At 73.0% G+C, this 19,157-nt stretch carries 17 protein-coding genes and 1 tRNA gene; 6 read left to right on the top strand and 12 right to left on the bottom strand.

Annotated features, from left to right (window positions below):
* Positions 1-42: 42 nt before the first annotated feature.
* From ACGFS9_RS09635 to ACGFS9_RS09620, 4 genes are all read right to left on the bottom strand, one after another.
* On the bottom strand, positions 43-591 hold the full coding sequence (locus tag ACGFS9_RS09635) for an RNA 2'-phosphotransferase (RefSeq protein ID WP_393252086.1): 549 nt from the start codon (positions 589-591) through the stop codon (positions 43-45).
* A gap of 175 nt (positions 592-766) precedes the next feature.
* Positions 767-1,864, bottom strand: a complete 1,098-nt coding sequence (locus ACGFS9_RS09630; protein ID WP_393251809.1) for a MerR family transcriptional regulator — start codon at positions 1,862-1,864, stop codon at positions 767-769.
* A gap of 189 nt (positions 1,865-2,053) precedes the next feature.
* Positions 2,054-3,823 carry an SDR family oxidoreductase gene (locus ACGFS9_RS09625; protein ID WP_393251808.1) on the bottom strand — a complete coding sequence of 590 codons (1,770 nt, stop codon included), beginning with the start codon at positions 3,821-3,823 and terminating at the stop codon, positions 2,054-2,056.
* Positions 3,820-4,662 (bottom strand): M24 family metallopeptidase, encoded by an 843-nt coding sequence (locus tag ACGFS9_RS09620; RefSeq protein ID WP_393251806.1) that lies wholly within the window; start codon positions 4,660-4,662, stop codon positions 3,820-3,822. The genes ACGFS9_RS09625 and ACGFS9_RS09620 overlap by 4 nt, the downstream gene beginning before the upstream one ends.
* A gap of 256 nt (positions 4,663-4,918) precedes the next feature.
* On the opposite strand from ACGFS9_RS09620, the gene ACGFS9_RS09615 reads away from it, so the two are divergent.
* The 6 genes from ACGFS9_RS09615 to ACGFS9_RS09590 all read left to right on the top strand — a co-directional run bounded on the left by ACGFS9_RS09615 (position 4,919) and on the right by ACGFS9_RS09590 (position 9,243).
* Complete coding sequence (locus tag ACGFS9_RS09615) at positions 4,919-5,935, top strand: ABC transporter ATP-binding protein (protein ID WP_393252084.1); 1,017 nt, start codon at positions 4,919-4,921, stop codon at positions 5,933-5,935.
* On the top strand, positions 5,925-6,830 hold the full coding sequence (locus ACGFS9_RS09610) for an ABC transporter permease subunit (protein ID WP_393251804.1): 906 nt from the start codon (positions 5,925-5,927) through the stop codon (positions 6,828-6,830). Before ACGFS9_RS09615 ends, ACGFS9_RS09610 begins: the two co-directional genes overlap by 11 nt.
* The gene (locus tag ACGFS9_RS09605) at positions 6,827-7,738 is read left to right on the top strand and encodes an ABC transporter ATP-binding protein (RefSeq protein WP_393251802.1); all 912 of its coding nucleotides are present in this window, start codon (positions 6,827-6,829) and stop codon (positions 7,736-7,738) included. The genes ACGFS9_RS09610 and ACGFS9_RS09605 overlap by 4 nt, the downstream gene beginning before the upstream one ends.
* A gap of 10 nt (positions 7,739-7,748) precedes the next feature.
* Positions 7,749-8,468, top strand: a complete 720-nt coding sequence (locus ACGFS9_RS09600) for an ABC transporter permease subunit (protein ID WP_393251801.1) — start codon at positions 7,749-7,751, stop codon at positions 8,466-8,468.
* 148 nt (positions 8,469-8,616) lie between these two features.
* Complete coding sequence (locus ACGFS9_RS09595; RefSeq protein WP_393251799.1) at positions 8,617-8,880, top strand: hypothetical protein; 264 nt, start codon at positions 8,617-8,619, stop codon at positions 8,878-8,880.
* Between the two features lie 276 nt (positions 8,881-9,156).
* Positions 9,157-9,243, top strand: a tRNA-Ser gene (locus ACGFS9_RS09590).
* A gap of 439 nt (positions 9,244-9,682) precedes the next feature.
* On the opposite strand, the gene ACGFS9_RS09585 is transcribed toward ACGFS9_RS09590, so the two are convergent.
* The 8 genes from ACGFS9_RS09585 to ACGFS9_RS09550 all read right to left on the bottom strand — a co-directional run bounded on the left by ACGFS9_RS09585 (position 9,683) and on the right by ACGFS9_RS09550 (position 19,123).
* Positions 9,683-10,537 carry an HAD family hydrolase gene (locus tag ACGFS9_RS09585; protein ID WP_393251798.1) on the bottom strand — a complete coding sequence of 285 codons (855 nt, stop codon included), beginning with the start codon at positions 10,535-10,537 and terminating at the stop codon, positions 9,683-9,685.
* Entirely contained in the window at positions 10,534-11,811 is a 1,278-nt protein-coding gene (serS, locus tag ACGFS9_RS09580; protein WP_393251796.1) for a serine--tRNA ligase, read from the bottom strand. Before serS ends, ACGFS9_RS09585 begins: the two co-directional genes overlap by 4 nt.
* Positions 11,812-12,465: 654 nt before the next feature.
* On the bottom strand, positions 12,466-13,401 hold the full coding sequence (gene pheA, locus ACGFS9_RS09575; protein WP_393251794.1) for a prephenate dehydratase: 936 nt from the start codon (positions 13,399-13,401) through the stop codon (positions 12,466-12,468).
* 107 nt (positions 13,402-13,508) lie between these two features.
* Positions 13,509-14,855 (bottom strand): iron uptake transporter deferrochelatase/peroxidase subunit, encoded by a 1,347-nt coding sequence (gene efeB, locus ACGFS9_RS09570; RefSeq protein WP_393251793.1) that lies wholly within the window; start codon positions 14,853-14,855, stop codon positions 13,509-13,511.
* Between the two features lie 8 nt (positions 14,856-14,863).
* Positions 14,864-17,017 carry a copper resistance CopC/CopD family protein gene (locus tag ACGFS9_RS09565; protein ID WP_393251791.1) on the bottom strand — a complete coding sequence of 718 codons (2,154 nt, stop codon included), beginning with the start codon at positions 17,015-17,017 and terminating at the stop codon, positions 14,864-14,866.
* Between the two features lie 13 nt (positions 17,018-17,030).
* Positions 17,031-17,465 carry a copper chaperone PCu(A)C gene (locus tag ACGFS9_RS09560; protein WP_393252082.1) on the bottom strand — a complete coding sequence of 145 codons (435 nt, stop codon included), beginning with the start codon at positions 17,463-17,465 and terminating at the stop codon, positions 17,031-17,033.
* A gap of 62 nt (positions 17,466-17,527) precedes the next feature.
* Positions 17,528-18,178, bottom strand: coding sequence for an SCO family protein (locus ACGFS9_RS09555; RefSeq protein WP_393251790.1), 651 nt, complete (start codon positions 18,176-18,178; stop codon positions 17,528-17,530).
* A gap of 201 nt (positions 18,179-18,379) precedes the next feature.
* The gene (locus tag ACGFS9_RS09550) at positions 18,380-19,123 is read right to left on the bottom strand and encodes a YcnI family protein (RefSeq protein WP_393251788.1); all 744 of its coding nucleotides are present in this window, start codon (positions 19,121-19,123) and stop codon (positions 18,380-18,382) included.
* Between the last annotated feature and the right edge of the window lie 34 nt (positions 19,124-19,157).

The raw sequence follows: 19,157 nt of genomic DNA, 5'->3' as shown, positions 1-19,157 counted from the left end.
CCTCCGGCCCCGCTTCCCGGAGCCTCGTCCTCCGGAGCCCTCTCAGCGCGCTCCGGGGAACCGCAGGTAGCGTGCCGGAACGGCCTCCGTCAGCCAGACACCGTTGGCGCTGAGGTGGAAGACGTGACCGTCGCGGTGCATGGCGGCGGCGGCCACGCCGAGCACGACGGGCCGGCCGCGGCGGGCGCCGACCCGGGCGGCGGTCTCCCGGTCCGCGGAGAGGTGGACGGCGTGCCGGCCCATGGGCCGCAGTCCCTGCGTGCGGATCGCGTCCAGACGGCCGGCGACGGTCCCGTGGTGGAGGTACGCGGGCGGGGTGGCCGCGGGCAGGCCCAGGTCGACGTCCACCGAGTGGCCCTGGCTCGCCCTGATCCGTGCTCCCTCGACGGCGAAGCGGCGCTTGTCGTTGTGGTCGACCACGTGGGCGAGTTCGGCGCGGGTGAACCGGAAGCCGTGTGCGGCGGCCGCCGTGATCAGGGCGTCGATCTCGACCCAGCCGCCCTCGCCGAGGGTGAGGCCGATCCGTTCCGGCTGGTGCCGCAGGTGCTTCGACAGGTACTTCGACACCGTCACCATGCGCCGGTCGTCCATCGGCTCGTCCGATGGTTCTACGGTCGGACCATCTGTTCGCTCGTCGTTCTCGTGCTGCATTTCATCAGCGTGCCCGGGAGACGCGGGTCACGCAGGTGATTTTCCCGCGGAGGTTTGATCCACAGGCAACTACGCTTATCCACAAGGTGATTGACCACTCTGTGGACAACTGGGCTCACTCCGGGCGGTGTTCGTCAACTGCCTCTCCGGAACGTTGTCGTGAGGTCAGGCGGTCCATCGCCCTGTTGTGCAGCTCGCGTTCGGCGGCACGGGTCAGGAACTCGGCGACATGCTCCGCCCCAACCAGGTTCTCCACCGCGCGCATTGTCGACGCGGGCAGAGCCACGGTGCGCACCTCCTCCCGGGTCCGGGGAGCGGGGCCCTGCCTCAGGTGCTGACGCAGGTGGAGGGTCGCGAACGTCTTCATGGCCCGAGCGAGTTCGGCGTCGACGGTCTGTCGCGCGAGAGGCCGCAGCCGTCGGACGAGTTGGGCGGCCTCGGCCGTTTCGGCGTCACTCGGGGTGCTGTCCCCCAGATAGCGCGCGAAGACGTGCTCGGTGGTGAACTCCAGGAAGCGGGAGGCGATGTGCTCCACCTGGCCCCTCAACTCCCGCAACTGGGAGCCGATGACGGAGAGGGGGACGCCCGCCCGGTGCAACTCGGCTGCCGCGGCCAGCTCTTGGGGGCTCGGCACGCGGAAGCCGTCCGGGTCTCCCGGGACCGGCTCCAGCACGCCGAGCTCCACCGCGTCCGCCACGGCCGCGTCGTCGTGCAAACCCCCGAACCGCTCGGCCAGTTCCGTCCGCGAGATCCGCGTGGCCTCCTCCTCGGTCCACGGCCCCTCGACCTCCGCGACCAGCCCGAGGACTCCGCCCAGTCCGCGCCCGGCGTCCCAGGCCTCCAGGAGTTCCTTGATCGAGGCCAGGGTGTATCCGCGGTCGAGAAGGCCGGCTATCTGCCCGAGCCGGGTGAGGTGGGCGTCCGAGTAGAGGTTGGCGCGGCCTCGGCGCTCGGGCCGGGGAAGCAGCCCGCGGTCCTGGTAGGCGCGGATCGTGCGCACGGTGGCACCGCTGAGGTGCGCCAGATCCTCGATGCGGTACGCGTCGCCCGGACGGCGCGGGTCCGTCGCGCGGTGGGCGTCGGCCCCGCGACGGGCCTCGCCCCCGTGCCCGCCGTCGGCCGCGTCCGGCGGAACGCCCACCGGGCGCACGTCGTCCGCAGCGCGGCGCGCATCCTCCGCGCACCGCGCCGTACCGCCCCGCTCCTCGCGCATGCCTGCCGCCCTTCTGCCGCCTCGCGCCGCTCTCTCGGGCCGCGTCTCACCGGGTTCGCCGAACGTCCCCGCACCGAAACCGCCGAGATGGGCCGTGGCCCGGGCGATCGCGCCCGCGACGGCGCGTGCCGCGGAGGATCACGCCGGCCATCCCGCCGTCCCGCGCGGGGCGGCGGCCCCCGCGGCCGGTCACAGGGGAGGCTCCAGGCGGGCGAGCGCGCGCAGTGCCCGGGGTGCGAAGCGGTGCAGCAGCTGGGCGCCGCGCGCCTCCGCTGTGACCGGCACGACCGCCGTGTCGCGCACGACCGCGCGCAGGATCGCGTCGGCCACCTTCTCCGGCGGGTAGTTGCGCAGCCCGTACAGCCGCGTCGACCGCTTCCGGCGCCGTTCCTGCTCGGCCGCGTCGACACCGGCGAAGCGCGCGGTCGCGGTGATGTTGGTGTTGACGAGGCCGGGGCAGACCGCCGAGACACCGATGCCCCGGCCCGCCAGCTCCGCGCGCAGGCACTCGCTGAGCATCAGGACGGCCGCCTTGGAGGTGCTGTAGGCGGGCAGGGCCTTGGAGGGCTGGAACGCCGCCGCGGACGCGGTGTTCACGATGTGGCCGCCCTGTCCGCGCTCGGCCATCTGCCTCCCGAACAGCCGGCAGCCGTGGATCACGCCCCACAGATTGACGTCGAGCACCTTCCGCCAGTCCTCGGTGGTGGTGTCGAGGAAGGAGCCGGAGAGACCGATCCCGGCGTTGTTCACCAGCACGTCCACCACCCCGTACTCGGCGGCGACCTTCTCGGCGAGCTTCTCCATGGCCTGCTCGTCGGACACGTCGACGGCCTCGGCCCAGGCCGCAGGGGAGCCGATCAGCCGGGACAACTCCGCCGTGCGGGCCGCGCTCTCCGCGTCCCGGTCGACGGCCACCACGCGGGCGCCGGCCTCGGCGAAGGCGAAGACCGTCGCCCGGCCGATGCCGCTGCCCGCCCCGGTGACCAGCACCAGCTGCCCGGCGAACCGCTCGCCGTACGGCCCGGCGGCACGGGGCGCGGACGCCGGCACCCCGGCTTCGCGCCCGTCGTTGGCGGTCACGAAGTCGGTGATCCAGGCGGCCAGTTGGTCGGGCCGGGTGCGCGGAACCCAGTGTTTGGCCGGCAGGCTGCGGCGGACCAGCCCCGGAGCCCACTGCTCCAGGCCGTCGGAGAGGTGCTCGGAGAGGAAGGCGTCCCCGAGGGGCGTCACGAGCTGCACCGGCGCGTGCGCGTAGGCGTCGTCACGGGGCCGGCGCAGGCGCGGCCGTACGTTGTCGCGGTACAGCCAGGCGCCGTGTGCGGCGTCGGTGCGCAGCGACGCCGTCGGGTAGTCGCCCGCGGGCACCTTCTCCACCCGCTCCAGGATCCTCGGCCAGCGCCTGCCGAGGGGACCGCGCCAGGCCAGCTCCGGCAGCACCGGGGTGTGCAGCAGGTACACGTACCAGGACTTGGCGCCCTGGCCGAGGAGCCGGGCGGCCGCACGGGGCGTGGGCCGCTTCGCCTGCCGTTTGATCCAGTGGCCGAAGTGGTCGAGCGAGGGCCCCGAGATCGAGGTGAAGGACGCGATGCGGCCCTGTGTGCGCGTGACGGTGACGAATTCCCATGACTGGACCGACCCCCAGTCGTGGCCCACCAGGTGCACCGGTTCGTCGGGGCTGACCGCGTCGGCGACCGCGAGGAAGTCGTCCGTCAGCTTCTCCAGCGTGAACCCGCCGCGCAGCGGCCGCGGCGCCGTCGACCGGCCGTGGCCCCGCACGTCGTACAGCACGACGTGGAAGCGCTCGGCGAGCCGCGCGGCGACCTCGGACCACACCTCCTTGGAGTCCGGATAGCCGTGCACCAGCACGACCGTCGGCTGCCGCTCGTCGCCCATCTCGGCGACGCACAGCTCGATCCCGCCCGTCCGCACCCGGCGCTCGCGCGCCCCCACGAGACTCACTCGTCCTCCGCCCAGCGCCGCACGTGCGGCAGATCGTCGTCGAGCCAGAACGCGCTCTGCTCGAAGTCCCCGGAGTCGGTGACCACCAGGATCTCCTCGAACTTCGCGCCCGTACCCCGGAACCCGAGGTGCGGTTCGACCGCCCACAGCCCCGGGTGGGGCGGGTGGTCGGAGAAGGCGTGCGGCGACCACAGGGGCGACCAGCCGTCCCGGTGCCCGTGCAGCGCGTCGCTCGCCAGCCCCTTCAGCGACCGGAGGCCGAACCCGAAGAGGCGCGGCGACCAGGCACGCTCGCGCACCCGGTCCACCTTGTGCGCGATCACGCCGAACGGGTACGCGCGATGCCGGTTGGCGTACCCCTGGCGGACCATGAGCCGGTCCACGTCCTCGTAGATCTCGCGCAGCGTCCGCCGCTCGCGCACCTCCCGCAGGATCAGCTCCCGGTGCGCCTCCAGATCGGCGAGCAGCCGGTCCTGCACGGGGTTCGGCCCGAGCGACCCCGCGTAGCCGACATCCGCGGTGAAGCCGCGGTGCACCGGGGCCATGTCGAGGATGAACGGCATCCCCGGCTCCAGCGGACGGTCGGTGGGGAAGAACTGGAGGGGGACCCGGAAGCCGCGGAACGCCGTGCGGTCGCCGAACCAGGCGAACGGCAGGTGGAACCAGTCCCGCACCCCGCGCTCCCGCAGCCACACCCGCTGCATCCGCGCCGCCTCGCGCTCGGTGACGCCGGGCTCCAGCCGCCCCGCCACCGCCTCCGCGCAGGCGTACGCCAGACGCTGCACCTCTCGGAACCCCCGCAGGTCCGCGGAGAGTTCACCTGACACTGCCGTCGTCATGCCACCGCCCCACCCTGTCCGCGCCGACCGCGGTACGTGCCCGAAACGTGACACCGGTGAATGTGACAGTTGTTAGAGGCTGCGTCAATAGGTGGTGCCGGCCTGTGGACAACGGCCGGACGGGACGTGCGGGACCCGGGCGGCGCCGTACCTCAGGGGGACCCTTACGGATCCGTACGACTGGAGGCTGACGCCGATCCAGCTCCACGGGCTGACGACCGCTGTGGCGCGCGCCACTACCGTCGGACACGTGACTGTGATCGTGACCGAAAGCCTGAGCAAGCGGTTCCCCCGGGTGACCGCGCTTGACCGGCTCTCCGTGGACGTCGGGCCCGGTGTGACCGGACTCGTCGGAGCCAACGGAGCCGGCAAGTCCACACTGATCAAGATCCTGCTGGGGCTGTCCCCCGCCACGGAGGGCCGCGCCCGCGTGCTCGGCCTCGACGTCGCCACCGACGGCGCCGCCATCCGCGAGCGGGTCGGATACATGCCCGAGCACGACTGCCTGCCGCCCGACGTCTCGGCCACCGAGTTCGTCGTCCACATGGCGCGCATGTCCGGACTCCCCCCGGCCGCGGCCCGCGAGCGCACCGCGGACACCCTGCGCCACGTCGGCCTCTACGAGGAGCGGTACCGCCCCATCGGCGGCTACTCCACCGGCATGAAGCAGCGCGTGAAACTCGCGCAGGCCCTGGTGCACGACCCGCAGCTGGTCTTCCTGGACGAGCCGACCAACGGCCTCGACCCGGTCGGCCGCGACGACATGCTCGGGCTGATCCGGCGCATCCACACGGACTTCGGCATCTCGGTCCTGGTCACCTCGCACCTGCTGGGCGAACTGGAGCGCACCTGCGACCACGTGGTGGTCGTCGACGGCGGCAGGCTGCTGCGCTCCAGCTCCACCACCGACTTCACCCAGACCACCACCACCCTCGCCATCGAGGTCACCGACACCGACGAGCATCCGGACGGCACCCGCGCGGTGCGCGACGCGCTCCACGCGCGCGGGGTCGAGACCCACGACGGCAGCGGCCTGCCGGGCGCCGGGCACGTCCTGCTGCTGACCACGGAGAGCGAGGAGACCTACGACCTCGTGCGCGACCTCGTCGCCGACCTCGGACTCGGCCTGGTCCGCATGGAGCAGCGCCGGCACCACATCGCCGAGGTCTTCCACGACGGCGACGGCCGGCGGGCCGAGGACGCACACCCGGCGGCCACGGAACCCCCCACCGGCGACGACCAGCGGAAGGAGGCGGTCGGCCATGGCGGTTGAGCAGTCCCTCACCCAGCCCGGTGAGCAGTCCCGCATCCACAACATCGGCTACCGCAGCTACGACGGCCCGCGCCTCGGCCGCGCCTACGCCCGCCGGTCCCTCTACTCCCAGTCGCTGCGCGGCGCCTACGGTCTCGGCCGCTCGGTCAAGTCCAAGATCCTGCCGATGCTGCTCTTCGTGGTCATCTGCGTCCCCGCGCTGATCATGGTCGCCGTCGCGGTCGCCACCAAGGCCAAGGACCTCCCGGTCGACTACACCCGCTACGCCGTGATCATGCAGGCCGTGATCGGCCTCTACGTCGCCTCGCAGGGGCCCCAGGCCGTCTCCCGGGACCTGCGTTTCAAGACGGTTCCGCTGTACTTCTCGCGGCCCATCGAGACCGCCGACTACGTGCGCGCCAAGTACGCGGCGCTCGCGTCGGCGCTGTTCATCCTCACGGCCGCCCCGCTGATCGTGCTCTACGTGGGCGCGCTGCTCGCCAAGCTCGACTTCGCCGACCAGACCAAGGGCTTCGGGCAGGGGCTCGTCTCCGTGGCGTTGCTGTCGCTGCTGTTCGCCGGGATCGGCCTGGTCATCTCCGCCGTCACCCCGCGCCGCGGATTCGGCATCGCGGCCGTCATCGCCGCGCTGACCATCTCCTACGGAGCGGTCTCCACCGTCCAGGCCATCGCCTTCGAGCAGTCCAGCGGCGCGGCGGTGCCCTGGCTCGGACTGTTCTCGCCCATCACCCTCATCGACGGGGTGCAGACGGCCTTCCTCGGCGCCTCCTCCGCCTTCCCCGGCGAGGTCGGTCCGTCGTCCGGCCAGGGCGTCGTCTACCTCGTCGTCGTCCTCGGACTCATCGCCGGCTGCTACGGCCTGCTGATGCGCCGCTACCGAAAGGCCGGGCTGTGACCACGCTCACCATCGACCACGTCTCACGCTGGTTCGGCAACGTGGTGGCCGTCAACGACATCACCATGACGATCGGCCCCGGTGTCACCGGCCTGCTCGGCCCGAACGGCGCCGGCAAGTCCACCCTGATCAACATGATGGGCGGCTTCCTCGCCCCCTCCACGGGCACCGTCACCCTCGACGGCGTCCCGACCTGGCGCAACGAGGACATCTACCGGCACATCGGCATCGTCCCCGAACGCGAGGCGATGTACGACTTCCTCACCGGGCGGGAGTTCGTCGTCGCCAACGCCGAACTGCACGGCCTCGGCGCCGCGTCGGCCCGGCGGGCGCTGGCCACCGTCGAGATGGAGTACGCGCAGGACCGGAAGATCTCCACGTACTCCAAGGGCATGCGCCAGCGCGTCAAGATGGCGTCCGCGCTGGTCCACGACCCGTCGCTGCTGCTCCTGGACGAGCCCTTCAACGGCATGGACCCCCGCCAGCGCATGCAGCTCATGGAACTGCTGCGCCGCATGGGCGACGAGGGCCGCACGGTGCTGTTCTCCTCGCACATCCTGGAGGAGGTCGAGCAACTCGCCTCCCACATCGAGGTGATCGTCGCCGGGCGGCACGCGGCGAGCGGCGACTTCCGGCGCATCCGCCGCCTGATGACCGACCGCCCGCACCGCTACCTCGTCCGCTCCAGCGACGACCGGGCGCTGGCCGCCGCGCTGATCGCCGACCCGTCGACCTCCGGCATCGAGGTCGACCTCGCCGAGGGCGCGCTGCGCGTCCAGGCCGTCGACTTCGGCCGGTTCACCGCCCTGCTGCCCCGGGTCGCGCGCGAGCACGGCATCCGGCTGCTGACGGTGTCGCCGTCCGACGAGTCCCTGGAATCCGTCTTCTCGTATCTCGTCGCGGCGTAGGAGGCCGAAGATGTACGACCCCACAGTCGCCCGGCTCACCTACCGCGGCCTGCTCGGCCGCCGCCGGGCCCTCATCCTCGGCGTCCTGCCCGTGCTCCTCGTCGTCATCTCGGCGGCCGTCCGCGGCTTCTCCGGAGCCGACGACCAGGTGGCGTCCGACCTGCTCGGCGGGTTCGCGCTCGCCACCATGGTGCCGATCATCGGCGTCATCGCCGGCACCGGGGCCATCGGCCCCGAGATCGACGACGGCTCGGTGGTGTACCTGCTCGCCAAGCCGCTGAAGCGGCCCACGATCATCTTCACCAAGCTGATCGTCGCCGTCGCCGTCACCATGGCGTTCTCGGCCGTGCCCACCTTCGTCGCGGGCATGATCCTCAACGGCAACGGCCAGCAGATCGCCGTCGCCTACACGGTCGCCGCGCTGGTCGCCTCGATCGCCTACGCCGCGATGTTCCTGCTGCTCGGGACCGTGACCCGGCACGCCGTGGTCTTCGGGCTCGTCTACGCGCTCGTCTGGGAGGCGCTGTTCGGGTCCCTGGTGTCCGGCGCCCGCACCCTCAGCGTCCAGCAGTGGGCGCTCGCGGTGGGCCACAAGGTGGCCGGGGGCGACCTGGTCACCTCCGACGTCGGCCTGCCGACCGCGACGGTCCTGCTGGCCGTGGTCACCGTCCTCGCCACCTGGTACGCGGGGCAGCGACTGCGGTCGCTGACGCTGGCCGGCGAGGAGTGAGGACCCGGGAGTGAGCGCCGCGGACGGGCCTCCGCGCACGCCGCCGGAAACGGCGCGGGTGCGCGGGGGCCCGTCCCGTTCTTGACGGGGCCTTCACCCCGGTCCGGGCACACTGGACGAAAGGGGACGCTCGGCCGGGAGGACGGGGATGGCAGCGCGCGAACCACGGGACGACGGCGGCGAACGGGCCGGGGACGGAGCCGGATCGGCGGACGGCGAGCCCTGGGACGACCTGGTGCTCGACGAGGACTTCGTGCGGTCCGCGCAGACGGCCGAGCCCTCGGCCCGGGCGCGGATGCTCGCCGCCCGGTGGCGGGCCGCGGCTCCCGAACCGGAGCCGTGGCGCTCGGACGAGCCGCCCGCCGGCTGGTTCTTCGGCAAGGCGCGGCGGCGCCGATGGCGGCGCCGCTGAGGCGCCCGGTCGGGCCCGCCCGCGGCTGCCGTTAATCGGTGGCGCCCAAGTCCGCTTCCCGGCACAGTGGTTGTGTCCACGTCGCCGGGATCGAGCCGGCGCCACCGTCCGGGAGAGGAGCGCGACGATGTTCGTCAGGAGCAGTTCGTCGAGCTCCCGGCAGGGCAGCCCGCGGCGGGTTCCGGAGTAGTTGCGCCTCCGTCGAACCCGCACCGCACGGGGGGCTGCCCGGGGCGGCCGCTTCGAGCGCGCGTGTGTCGCGCGGGCCGCCCACCCGGAGGATTGGCCGAGTGGGAAGGCACCGGCTTGCTAAGCCGTGGTCGGGGGTGACACCCCGCGCGCGTTCGATCCGCGCATCCTCCGCACGACGTTCCACGGGCAGCCGCCCCCCTCCGCGCGACGTCGCCGTCGGCGCGGCCGACAACCGCTGCGCGGCCCTGCCCGGCGGGGCCGCGCCACGAGGGGCGCGTCGGCCGGCCGGTCTCCGGGGCGGCGATCTCCGCCCCGCCCGACGGACCGCGGTCGCGGTGCGGCCCTCGTCGCCCGCCCTGTTTCCCCGTCCCGCGACGGCGGTTCGGTCCCGGCACGGCGGCCGGAGGGACCCGCGGTGGAGCCGGCGGGCCGCCGGCGCCCGGTCGCCGGTGATGCGGCCGGAACGGTTCGACCGGCCCGCGCCGCCCGGCACCGCGCCGCGGCGTCGCGTCACCCGCGTCCGTCCGCCCGGTACGCGGGCGGCGCTCCGCCGTGCGGCACAGCGCACCGGACGCCGCGGGCCGTCCGGCGGACCTCTCCGCTCCCGCCTCTAGGCCCGGGCGAGCAGCGCTTCCAGCACGACCGCGATGCCGTCCTCCTCGTTGCCGGCCGTCACCTCGTCCGCGACGGCCTTGAGGTCGTCGTGGGCGTTGGCCATGGCCACGCCGCGGGCCGCCCACGCGAACATCGGGATGTCGTTCGGCATGTCGCCGAAGGCGATGGTGCCGGCCGCCTTCGCGCCGAGCCGGCGCGCCGCGAGCGACAGCCCCGTGGCCTTGGAGAGGCCGAGGGGGAGGAGTTCCACTATCCCCGCGCCGGCCATCGTGACCCCGACCAGGCCGCCCGCCACCCGGGTGGCCACGGACGCGAGTTCGTCGTCCGAGAGCGTCGGGTGCTGGACGTACACCTTGTTGAGCGGCGCCGACCAGAGGTCGGCCGCGTCCCGGATGGGCACGACCGGCAGGGGGCCGTCCTGGACCCGGTAGCCCGGGCCCACCAGCACCTCGCCGTCGAGGCCGTCCCGGCTCGCCGCGAGCAGCAGCGGGCCCACCTCGGCCTCGATCTTGGCCAGGGCGAGGCCGGCGAGCTGCCGGTCCAGCGTCACCGAGGTGAGCAGCCGGTGCTCCCCCGCGTCGTACACCTGGGCCCCCTGGCCGCAGACCGCGAGACCGCGGTAGCCGAGGTCGTCGAGGATGTGCCGGGTCCAGGGCACCGCGCGGCCGGTGACGACGATGTGCGCCGCGCCCGCCTCGGTGACCGCGGCCAGCGCATCGCGGGTGCGGGCCGAGACGCTCTCGTCGGAACGCAGCAGGGTCCCGTCGAGATCGGTTGCGACCAGCCGGTACGGGAACGTCTTGGTGTCCGTGGCGGCGGACGGTCCCGCCGGCCCAGGAGTGGTGCTCACTTGGAGATCGGCTCCAGAAGCTCACGGCCGCCCAGGTAGGGGCGCAGCACCTCGGGGACGCGCACCGAACCGTCGGCGAGCTGGTGGTTCTCCAGGATCGCCACGATGGTGCGCGGCACGGCGCACAGCGTGCCGTTCAGCGTCGCCAGCGGCTGGACCTTCTTGCCGTCGCGCATGCGGACGGACAGCCGCCGGGCCTGGAAGCCGTCGCAGTTCGAGGCCGACGTCAGCTCGCGGTACTTGCCCTGGGTGGGGATCCACGCCTCGCAGTCGAACTTGCGCGAGGCGGAGGAGCCGAGGTCGCCGCTCGCCACGTCGATCACCTGGAAGGGCAGTTCGAGGCCGGTGAGCCACTGCTTCTCCCAGTCGAGGAGGCGGCGGTGCTCGTTCTCCGCGTCCTCGGGGTCGACGTACGAGAACATCTCGACCTTGTCGAACTGGTGCACGCGGAAGATGCCGCGGGTGTCCTTGCCGTAGGTGCCGGCCTCGCGGCGGAAGCACGGCGAGAAGCCGGCGTAGCGCATCGGCAGCTGGTCGGCGTCGAGGATCTCGTCCATGTGGTAGGCCGCGAGGGGGACCTCGGAGGTGCCGACCAGGTAGTAGTCGTCCTTCTCCAGGTGGTACACGTTCTCGGCGGCCTGGCCGAGGAAGCCGGTCCCCTCCATGGCGCGCGGGCGGACCAGCGCGGGGGTCAGCATCGGGGTGAAGCCGGCCTCGGTGGCCTGGGCGATGGCGGCGTTGACGAGGGCGAGTTCGAGGAGCGCGCCGACGCCCGTCAGGTAGTAGAAGCGCGAGCCGGACACCTTCGCGCCGCGCTCCACGTCGATGGCGCCCAGCGCCTCGCCGAGCTCCAGGTGGTCCCTGGGCTCGAAACCCTCGGCGCCGAAGTCGCGGATGGTGCCGTGCGTCTCCAGGACGACGAAGTCCTCCTCGCCGCCCACGGGGACGTCCGGGTGCACGAGGTTGCCGAGCTGGAGGAGGAGGCGCTTGGCCTCCTCGTCGGCCTCGTGCTGCTCGACGTCGGCCGCCTTGACGTCGGCCTTGAGCTGCTCGGCCTTCCTGAGCAGCTCGGCACGCTCCTCGGGGGTGGCCTTGGGGATCAGCTTGCCGAGCGACTTCTGCTCGGAACGCAGCTCGTCGAAGCGGACGCCGGACGACCTGCGCCGCTCGTCGGCGGACAGGAGGGAGTCGACGAGCGCGACGTCCTCTCCACGGGCGCGCTGGGAGGCGCGAACACGGTCGGGGTCCTCACGGAGCAGGCGAAGGTCAATCACCCCTCAAGGCTACCGGTGCGTGCTTCCGGTGAACGACCCGATATTCCGCTGCGTCAGGTCTGTCACCTTATGCGCGGAATGTCGCGGCGTTTTGCTTGATCGCCACTCACGTCAAGGAATCCGACCTTACTCCCCGGAACGGAGCAGGCGTCCGGCCGCCGGTTGACCGGATTTCCTTGCCGGAGGCGGAACTTGGGTCGAGGTTGTCCACAGGGATTCAGGGGATCGGGCGGTTATCCACAGGCTGTGTGGAAGATCTGTGGATTCCGGAATTGATCATTCCGAGGGCTCTTGTCCGGCTGAGGAATTCCCGGTCCAAACCCTGCGTACACGCACTTTCGGGTGGAAACGATTCGCTCCATGGAGTTGATCAAGGGAAAAGAGTGGACGAAGGGTGACCTGCGGCCCTGTGGAGGGAGGTGGGCCCTCTAGGCCGATTTGTCGACCATGCAGTAGTTCGTTGTCGACTTGTCCCCAGGTCGAGAACCGGGGCTGTGGATAACTTCTGTGGATGGCGAAAATCACCAGGTAGCACCGGACGGCCTGCCCCGGACGACTGTGGATCCGCCGGCCAGGGCGCGCAGAAGCGCCGGGCACGCCGAAGGGGACGGGCGAACCGGTGTGCGGCTCTCGACGGGCCGGACGGGCCCTCGGTCAGAAACGGCCGTCCTGACAGCGCGCGAGCCAGTCCGACGCGGCGGAGAACGCCTCATCCGAGGTGCCGGGCCGCAGCGGGCCGACGTCCTCGCGCGCGACACCGGCCCGCGGATACGAACCGAGGAAGCGGACCTGCGGGCAGATCCGCTTGAGCCCCATCAGCGCCTCGCCCACCCGCCGGTCGGTGATGTGGCCCTCGGCGTCCACCGAGAAGCAGTAGTTGCCGATGCCGCGCCCGGTGGGCCGGGACTCGATCCGCATGAGGTTGACGCCCCGCACGGCGAACTCCTGGAGCAGTTCCAGCAGGGCGCCGGGGTGGTCGTCACCGAGCCAGATGACCACGGACGTCTTGTCGGCGCCGGTCGGCGCGGCGGGCCGGGCCGGGCGGCCGACCAGCACGAAGCGGGTCTCGGCGTTCGCCGCGTCGTGGATCTCGGTCACCAGGGGGACCAGACCGTACGTCGCCGCGGCGAACTCGCCCGCGAAGGCCGCGTCGTACCGGCCCTCCTGGACCAGCCGGGCGCCGTCCGCGTTCGACGCCGCCGACTCCCACAGGGCGTCGGGCAGGTGCGCCGCCAGCCAGTTGCGCACCTGCGGCTGGGCGACCGGGTGGCCGGTGACGGTCTTGACGTCCGTCAGCGCCGTGCCGGGCCGCACCAGCAGGGCGAAGGCGATCGGCAGCACGACCTCGCGGTAGATCATCAGCGGGTCGCCCTTGGCCAGCTCGTCGAGCGTGGCCGTGACACCGCCCTCCACCGAGTTCTCGATCGGGACGAGCGCACCCGCCGCCTGGCCCCCGCGCACCGCGTCGAGCGCGGCCGGCACGGACACCATGGGCACCAGCTCCCGCGTCGCGGCCTCGGGAAGGGTACGGAGGGCGGCCTCGGTGAACGTTCCCTCGGGGCCGAGATAGGTGTAGCGCGTCGCCGACATACCGTCACCCTAATGGGCCGTCCCGCACCAGGCTCGTGCCCGGGCGAACAGCGCCCGCAGGGATGAACGCCCGAGGCGGCCCGCGGACCGGCCCGACCCGGTTCCGCTCAGCCCTCCAGCAGCCGTTGCCCCACGTACTCGCCCCGCTCCGCGCCCCCCGGCACCGCGAACAGGCCGCTCGCCTCGTGCCGGATGTACTCGGACAGGGCGTCGCCGCGGTCGAGCTTGCGCTGCACGGGGACGAACCCGCGCAGCGGATCGGCCTGCCAGCACACGAAGAGCAGGCCCGCGTCGGGCACGCCGTCGGAGTCGATGCCGTCGTGGAAGGAGAACGGGCGGCGCAGCATCGCGGCGCCGCCGTTCTGGTCGGGGCGGCTGATGCGGGCGTGCGCGTTGATCGGCACGACCAGGTTCCCCTCGGCGTCGGTCTTGTCGAGGTCCATCGGCGTCGTCTCGGTGCCGCCGCTCAGCGGAGCCCCCGAGGACTTCTTCCGCCCGATGACGTCCTCCTGGGCCGTGCCGGAGAGCTTCTCCCAGTCGTCGAGCAGCATGCGGATCCGCCGGACGACCGCGTACGAGCCGTTCGCCATCCAGGCCGGATCGCCGGTCGCGGGCACGAGGACGCGCCGGCCGAAGTCGGCGTCGGCCGGCTTCGGGTTGCGCGTGCCGTCGATCTGGCCCATGAGGTTGCGCGCGGTCATGGGGGAGGCGGTGGCCCCGGGCGAGCGGTTGAACCCGTTCATCTGCCATCGCACCCGTGCCGCCGCGCCCGCGTCCTTCTGGATCGCGCGCAGCGCGTGAAAGGCGACGAGGGCGTCGTTCGCGCCGATCTGCACCCACAGGTCGCCGTCGCTGCGCCGCTTGTCGAGGTGGTCGGAGGAGAAGTCGGGCAGCGGGTCCAGCGCCACCGGACGCTGCTTCTGAAGCCCGGTGCGCGTGAAGAAGCTGTGGCCGAAGCCGAACGTGAGGGTCAGGGAGGACGGGCCGGCGTCGCGGGCGACGTCCGTGTCGCCGTGCTCCGAGGGCTCGCCCGCCATCAGCCGCTCGGCCGTCGCCGACCAGCGGCGCAGCAGTGCGGCGGCCTCCCGGCGGCCCGCGCCCGCCACCAGGTCGAACGCGACGAGATGGCCGCGCGCCTGGAGCGCGGTGGTGATGCCGGGCTGATGTTTCCCGTGAAACATCACCGCGTCCGTCCCGACCGACGCGAGCGGTGCGGACGGGTCGCCCGAGGGAGCCGCCGCGTAGCCCGCCGCGGCCCCGGCGGCCCCGAGGGCGAGCCCGGTGGCGCCGGCGGTGCCGAGCAGCCGCCGCCGGGACATGCCGGCCGGCGCGGTGGGCTCCGGCGAGGCCGCCCGCGCCGGCGGGACGGCGGAGGCGCCGGGCGCGGCGGTGGTGCCGCGGCGGCTCTCGCCGGCGGTGTCGGAGGAGGTCCCGGGGGTGGACTGGTCGGTCATGGTGGAGTTCAGCCGATCTGCGCGTTCTTGTTCACGGTGACCTGGTCGATGTCGGAGGTGCGCACGGTCACCGCGATCTTCCAGTCGCCCGCCATGGGGATCTGCACATCGCTCGCCGTCCAGTGTCCGGTGGCGATCCGGTCGGGTGTCACGGGGAGCGGGCCGACGGCCTTCGCCGCGAGGGTGAGCGCGAGCCTGACCTCGGGGACGTCGAACGCCTTGCCGTTCGGGCGGAGCACGAACACGTGCAGCTCGTTGCCGCCGACCCGGCCCGGTTCGAAGGTGATCTCGGCCGTCCCCTCGCCGTCCTCGCCCCCGGTGTCGAAGGGCACCTTCAGCGACAGGGAGCCGGTCCGCTGCGCGGCGGCCGCGCCGGCCTGCCGGACGGCCTCCTCGGTGCGCCCCGGCTCGGTGGCCGTCAGGGCGGTCGTCACGGCCAGCAGGACGGCGGCCACCGCCGCCTCGGCGAGGGCCGAGCGCCGCAGGCCGCTCCGGTTCGGGTCGGCGTCGCGGACGCGCCGGGCCCGCGCGGTGTCGACGGCGGCCCGTTGCCGGGCCAGCTGGGCGGCGCGGCGGGCGTCGACGGGGGCGGCGGCGGTCTCGCCGCGCGCCGACCGCTGGGCCACGAGGGCGGCCCCGGCCCGTTCGGTCGTGCCGTCGGCGAGCCGGCCGGTCCACCGCCGGGAGATCGAGGCGATGCCCACCAGCACGGCCACCAGACCGATCTTGACGAGCAGCAGCTGCCCGTACGCCGTGCCGGTCAGGGCCGACCAGGAACCGACCTGCCGCCACGACTGGTAGATCCCGGTGGCGACCAGCACGAGGACGCTGCCGAACGCGAGGCGGGAGAACCGGCGCACGGCCGCGGCCCCGATCTGCGCCTCCGCCGGTGCCCGGAACAGCGACGTCAGCAGGGCCGTCAGACCGCCCAGCCAGCCGGCGACGGCCAGCAGGTGCAGTACGTCCACGGGCATGGCGATGCCCGCCTGGACCCCGGTGGAGGCGTGTTCGGCCATGGCCCAGCTCGCGGCGAGGCCCGCCGCGACGACCGCGCCGCCGACGGCCAGCCCGAAGGTGAGGTCCCTCTTCTCCGCGGCCAGGTCCGCCGCCTCCGCGGCGAGGTCGGCGATCTCGTCCGCCCCGCGGCGGCCGGTCTCCGCGACTCCCGTGCCGGCCGGGGCGGCGGCCCTCTCGTCGTCCGTGCCGGCCGCCGTCCCCGTCGCCGTGGCCTCCCGGGCCGCCGGTTCCCCGGCCGTCGCCTTCGACGCGGCGCCGCGGGCGCGTCCGCCCCGGGCGCCGTTCGCCTTTCGGGCGGCCTTCCGGTTCGCCTTCCTGGTGGCGGCGGTCAGGGCCGCCGCGGCGGCACGCGCGTCCTCGTCCCGCTTGGCGTACGCGCCGAAGAGCACCGCGATGAACAGCGCCGCCGCGGCGAGCAGCAGCAGCCGGGACACGAGCGCCGCGCCGGACTTGGTCGAGAGGACCTGCCCGAGCAGTTCCAGGTCGAAGACGTCGGCGACCTTGCCGGATCCCACGTAGGAGCCGCGCAGCAGCAGCAGGGACAGGGTGGAGACGGTCAGGGTGAGCCAGCCTGCCACCACCAGCCGCTGCACCGCCCGGACCCCGGAGCCGCGCTGCCAGCAGCCGAGCACGAACGCGGCGCCCCCGACGAGCAGGACGAACCCGGCGTAGGAGAAGTAGCGGCCCGCCCCGTACAGGAGGCCCACCACGCCGCCGCCGACCGCTTGGCCGGACGCCGCGACCGTGGTCTGCGAGGGCGCCCCGATGGAGAAGGTGAAGGCACCGGAGACGGGGTGGCTGTCCGCCGACACCACCTGGTACGTCACGGTGTACGTGCCGTCGGGTAGCCCCGTCCGCAGCTTCACGCCGTAGGTGCTGCCGCCCAGGTCGCTCCGCCCGCCGGTGTCGACCCGCTTGCCCCGCGGGTCGAGCACCCGCAGCGAGCGGTCGTTCATCGAGACCTGCTCGGAGAAGGTGAGCGAGATCCGCGCGGGTGCCCGGGCGACCACCGCCCCCTGCTTCGGGTCGCTCCCGGTCAGCGCCGCGTGCGCGGAGGCGGGCGCCGCGCAGGCCAGCAGGGCGCCGGCGACGGCGAGGAACAGCAGCAGGAGCGTCCGGAAGCGGGGGGCGACGGTCGGTGTCACGGTGCTGCCTCCCTCAGTGCCCGGAGCCGGGGGTGTAGGTCGCGGACTTCACCGGCATGGAGACCCGCACCGTGCCGGACTTGGCGAAGTGCAGTTCCACGGCCACCTTCTCGCCCTGCCGGGGCTTGTGGGTGAGCTTCGCGAACATCAGGTGGTTGCCGCCGGTGGCGAGGGTCAGGGTGCCGTGCGCGGGCACCGGGAAGGACGTCTCCTCCTCCATCGCGCCGTTCTTCGTGGAGTGGAGGGTCACGTCGTCGGTGAGATCGCTGGTGACGGAGGTCAGCTCGTCCGCGCCGCCGGAGTTGGTGACGGTGAAGAACCCCGCCGCCATGGTGCCCATGGTCGGGGCGGGCATGTAGGCACCGGTGACCGTGAGGTCGGGCCGGCCCGCGGCGGACGACGATCCGGCGGACCCGCCGCCCCCCGAGCCGCAGCCGGCGAGCGCCATCGCGCCGGCCACGGCCAGCGCACCGAGGACGAGGGAGCGTGCCGGACGCCCGGATCGGCGCCTCACGGGTTCCTCCCCGCGGCGATCTTGGGCAGGTCCTTGGTGTAGTCGTCGACCGTGGCGTCCTTGCCGTAGACCACGTAGCCCCGGTCGGTCTTCGGCGAGAACGCGATCACCTGGGTGCCGTGCACCGAGACGAGCTTGCCGTTCTTGTCCTTCGAGGTCGGCGCGATGGAGATGCCCAGCGTGCGGGCGCCGGCCTGGATGGTGGCGAAGTCGCCGGTCAGGCCGATGAAGTCGGGGTCGATCCCCTTGAGCCACGTGCCGAGCGCGGCAGGGGTGTCGCGGCCGGGGTCGGTGGTGACGAACACGACGCGCAGCGCGTCCTGCTCGGCCTGGGGGAGCTGCTTCTTGGCGACCGCCAGGTTGTTCATCGTGAGCGGGCAGACGTCGGGGCAGTGCGTGTAGCCGAAGTAGACCAGCGTGGGGCGGCCCTTGGTCCGCGCGCGCAGGTCGAACTTCTTGCCGTGCGTGTCGGTCAGCACCAGGTCCGGCTTCTCGAAGGGCTGGTCGAGGACCGTCGCGACCTTGGTGGAGCCGGGTTCGACGGACACGTCGGCGACGGGCTTGCCGCCGTCGTCGCCGCCGCAGGCGGAGAGGGTCAGTGCGGCGGCCGCGAACAGGGCGGCCACCGCGTACGTCTTCTTGCGCATAGAAAAATGTCCCAGATGTGAGCGCCCGGGTGTGCACCGGGGGGCGGCCGGGCCGAGGGCCGGACCCGGTGCGGCGGGGAGCGCCGCACCGGACCCGGCCGGGAACCGGCGGCCGGAGCGGTCCGGGGAGCCGCCGTCCCGCGGCTCCCCGGTGCGCACCGAGGCGAGTGTGTGTCGGCGCCTCAGATGCCGTGCGGCACCTCAGGCGTTCGTGCGCCGCCGTCCGGCGAACACGCCGTACGCCGCGCCCAGCACGCCGACGACGATGCCCACGACGCCGAGCACGCGCGCGGTGGTGTCGCTGCCGTCCGAGGAGGCCGCCGCCTGCTCGTCGTGCTCGTCGGTCCCCTTCGACGCGTCCGTGCCGGAGGCGTCCGCGGCACCGGCGGAGCCGTGGTGGTCGTCGGTCGCCGCGGACAGGGCCAGCACCGGGGCGGGGTTCTCCGGCTCGTCGGCCCCCTCCTTCTGCGGTTCGATCCAGCGCACGACCTCCTTGTTGTCGTACGTCTGGATCGCCTTGAAGACGAGCTGGTCGGTGTCCTCGGGCAGCGCCCCCAGGGAGAGCGGGAACTTCTGGAAGAAGCCGGGCTCGATGCCCTTGCCGTCGGCGGTCCAGGTCACCTTGGTGACGGCTTCGTCGATCGTCTCGCCGTGGGCGGTGAGGGGCTTGTCGAGCTTCGACTTGGTGACCTTCACGGTCCAGCCCTGGACCGGCTGCGGCATGACCGAGGTGAGGGGGTGGTCGGCCGGCAGGTTTACCTCGAGCTTGGTGGTCGAGGCGTCGTCCCGCTCGTTCGGGACCTTGAAGTTCACGACGGCGTAGCCGCCCTTGGCCGCCGCGCCGTCGGGCGAGACGCTGACGTGCGCGAACGCGGGCGCGGCGGACAGGGCGAGCAGGCCGGAGGCGGCGACGGCGCCGACGACGGTGATACGGGAAGCCTTCATGGAAGGGAACACTCCACTCTCGGTTCTGATGACG

This window comes from Streptomyces sp. NPDC048566 (assembly GCF_043199735.1).
In the GTDB taxonomy this organism is placed as follows: domain Bacteria; phylum Actinomycetota; class Actinomycetes; order Streptomycetales; family Streptomycetaceae; genus Streptomyces.
This window is presented reverse-complemented; position numbering and strand designations above follow the sequence as displayed.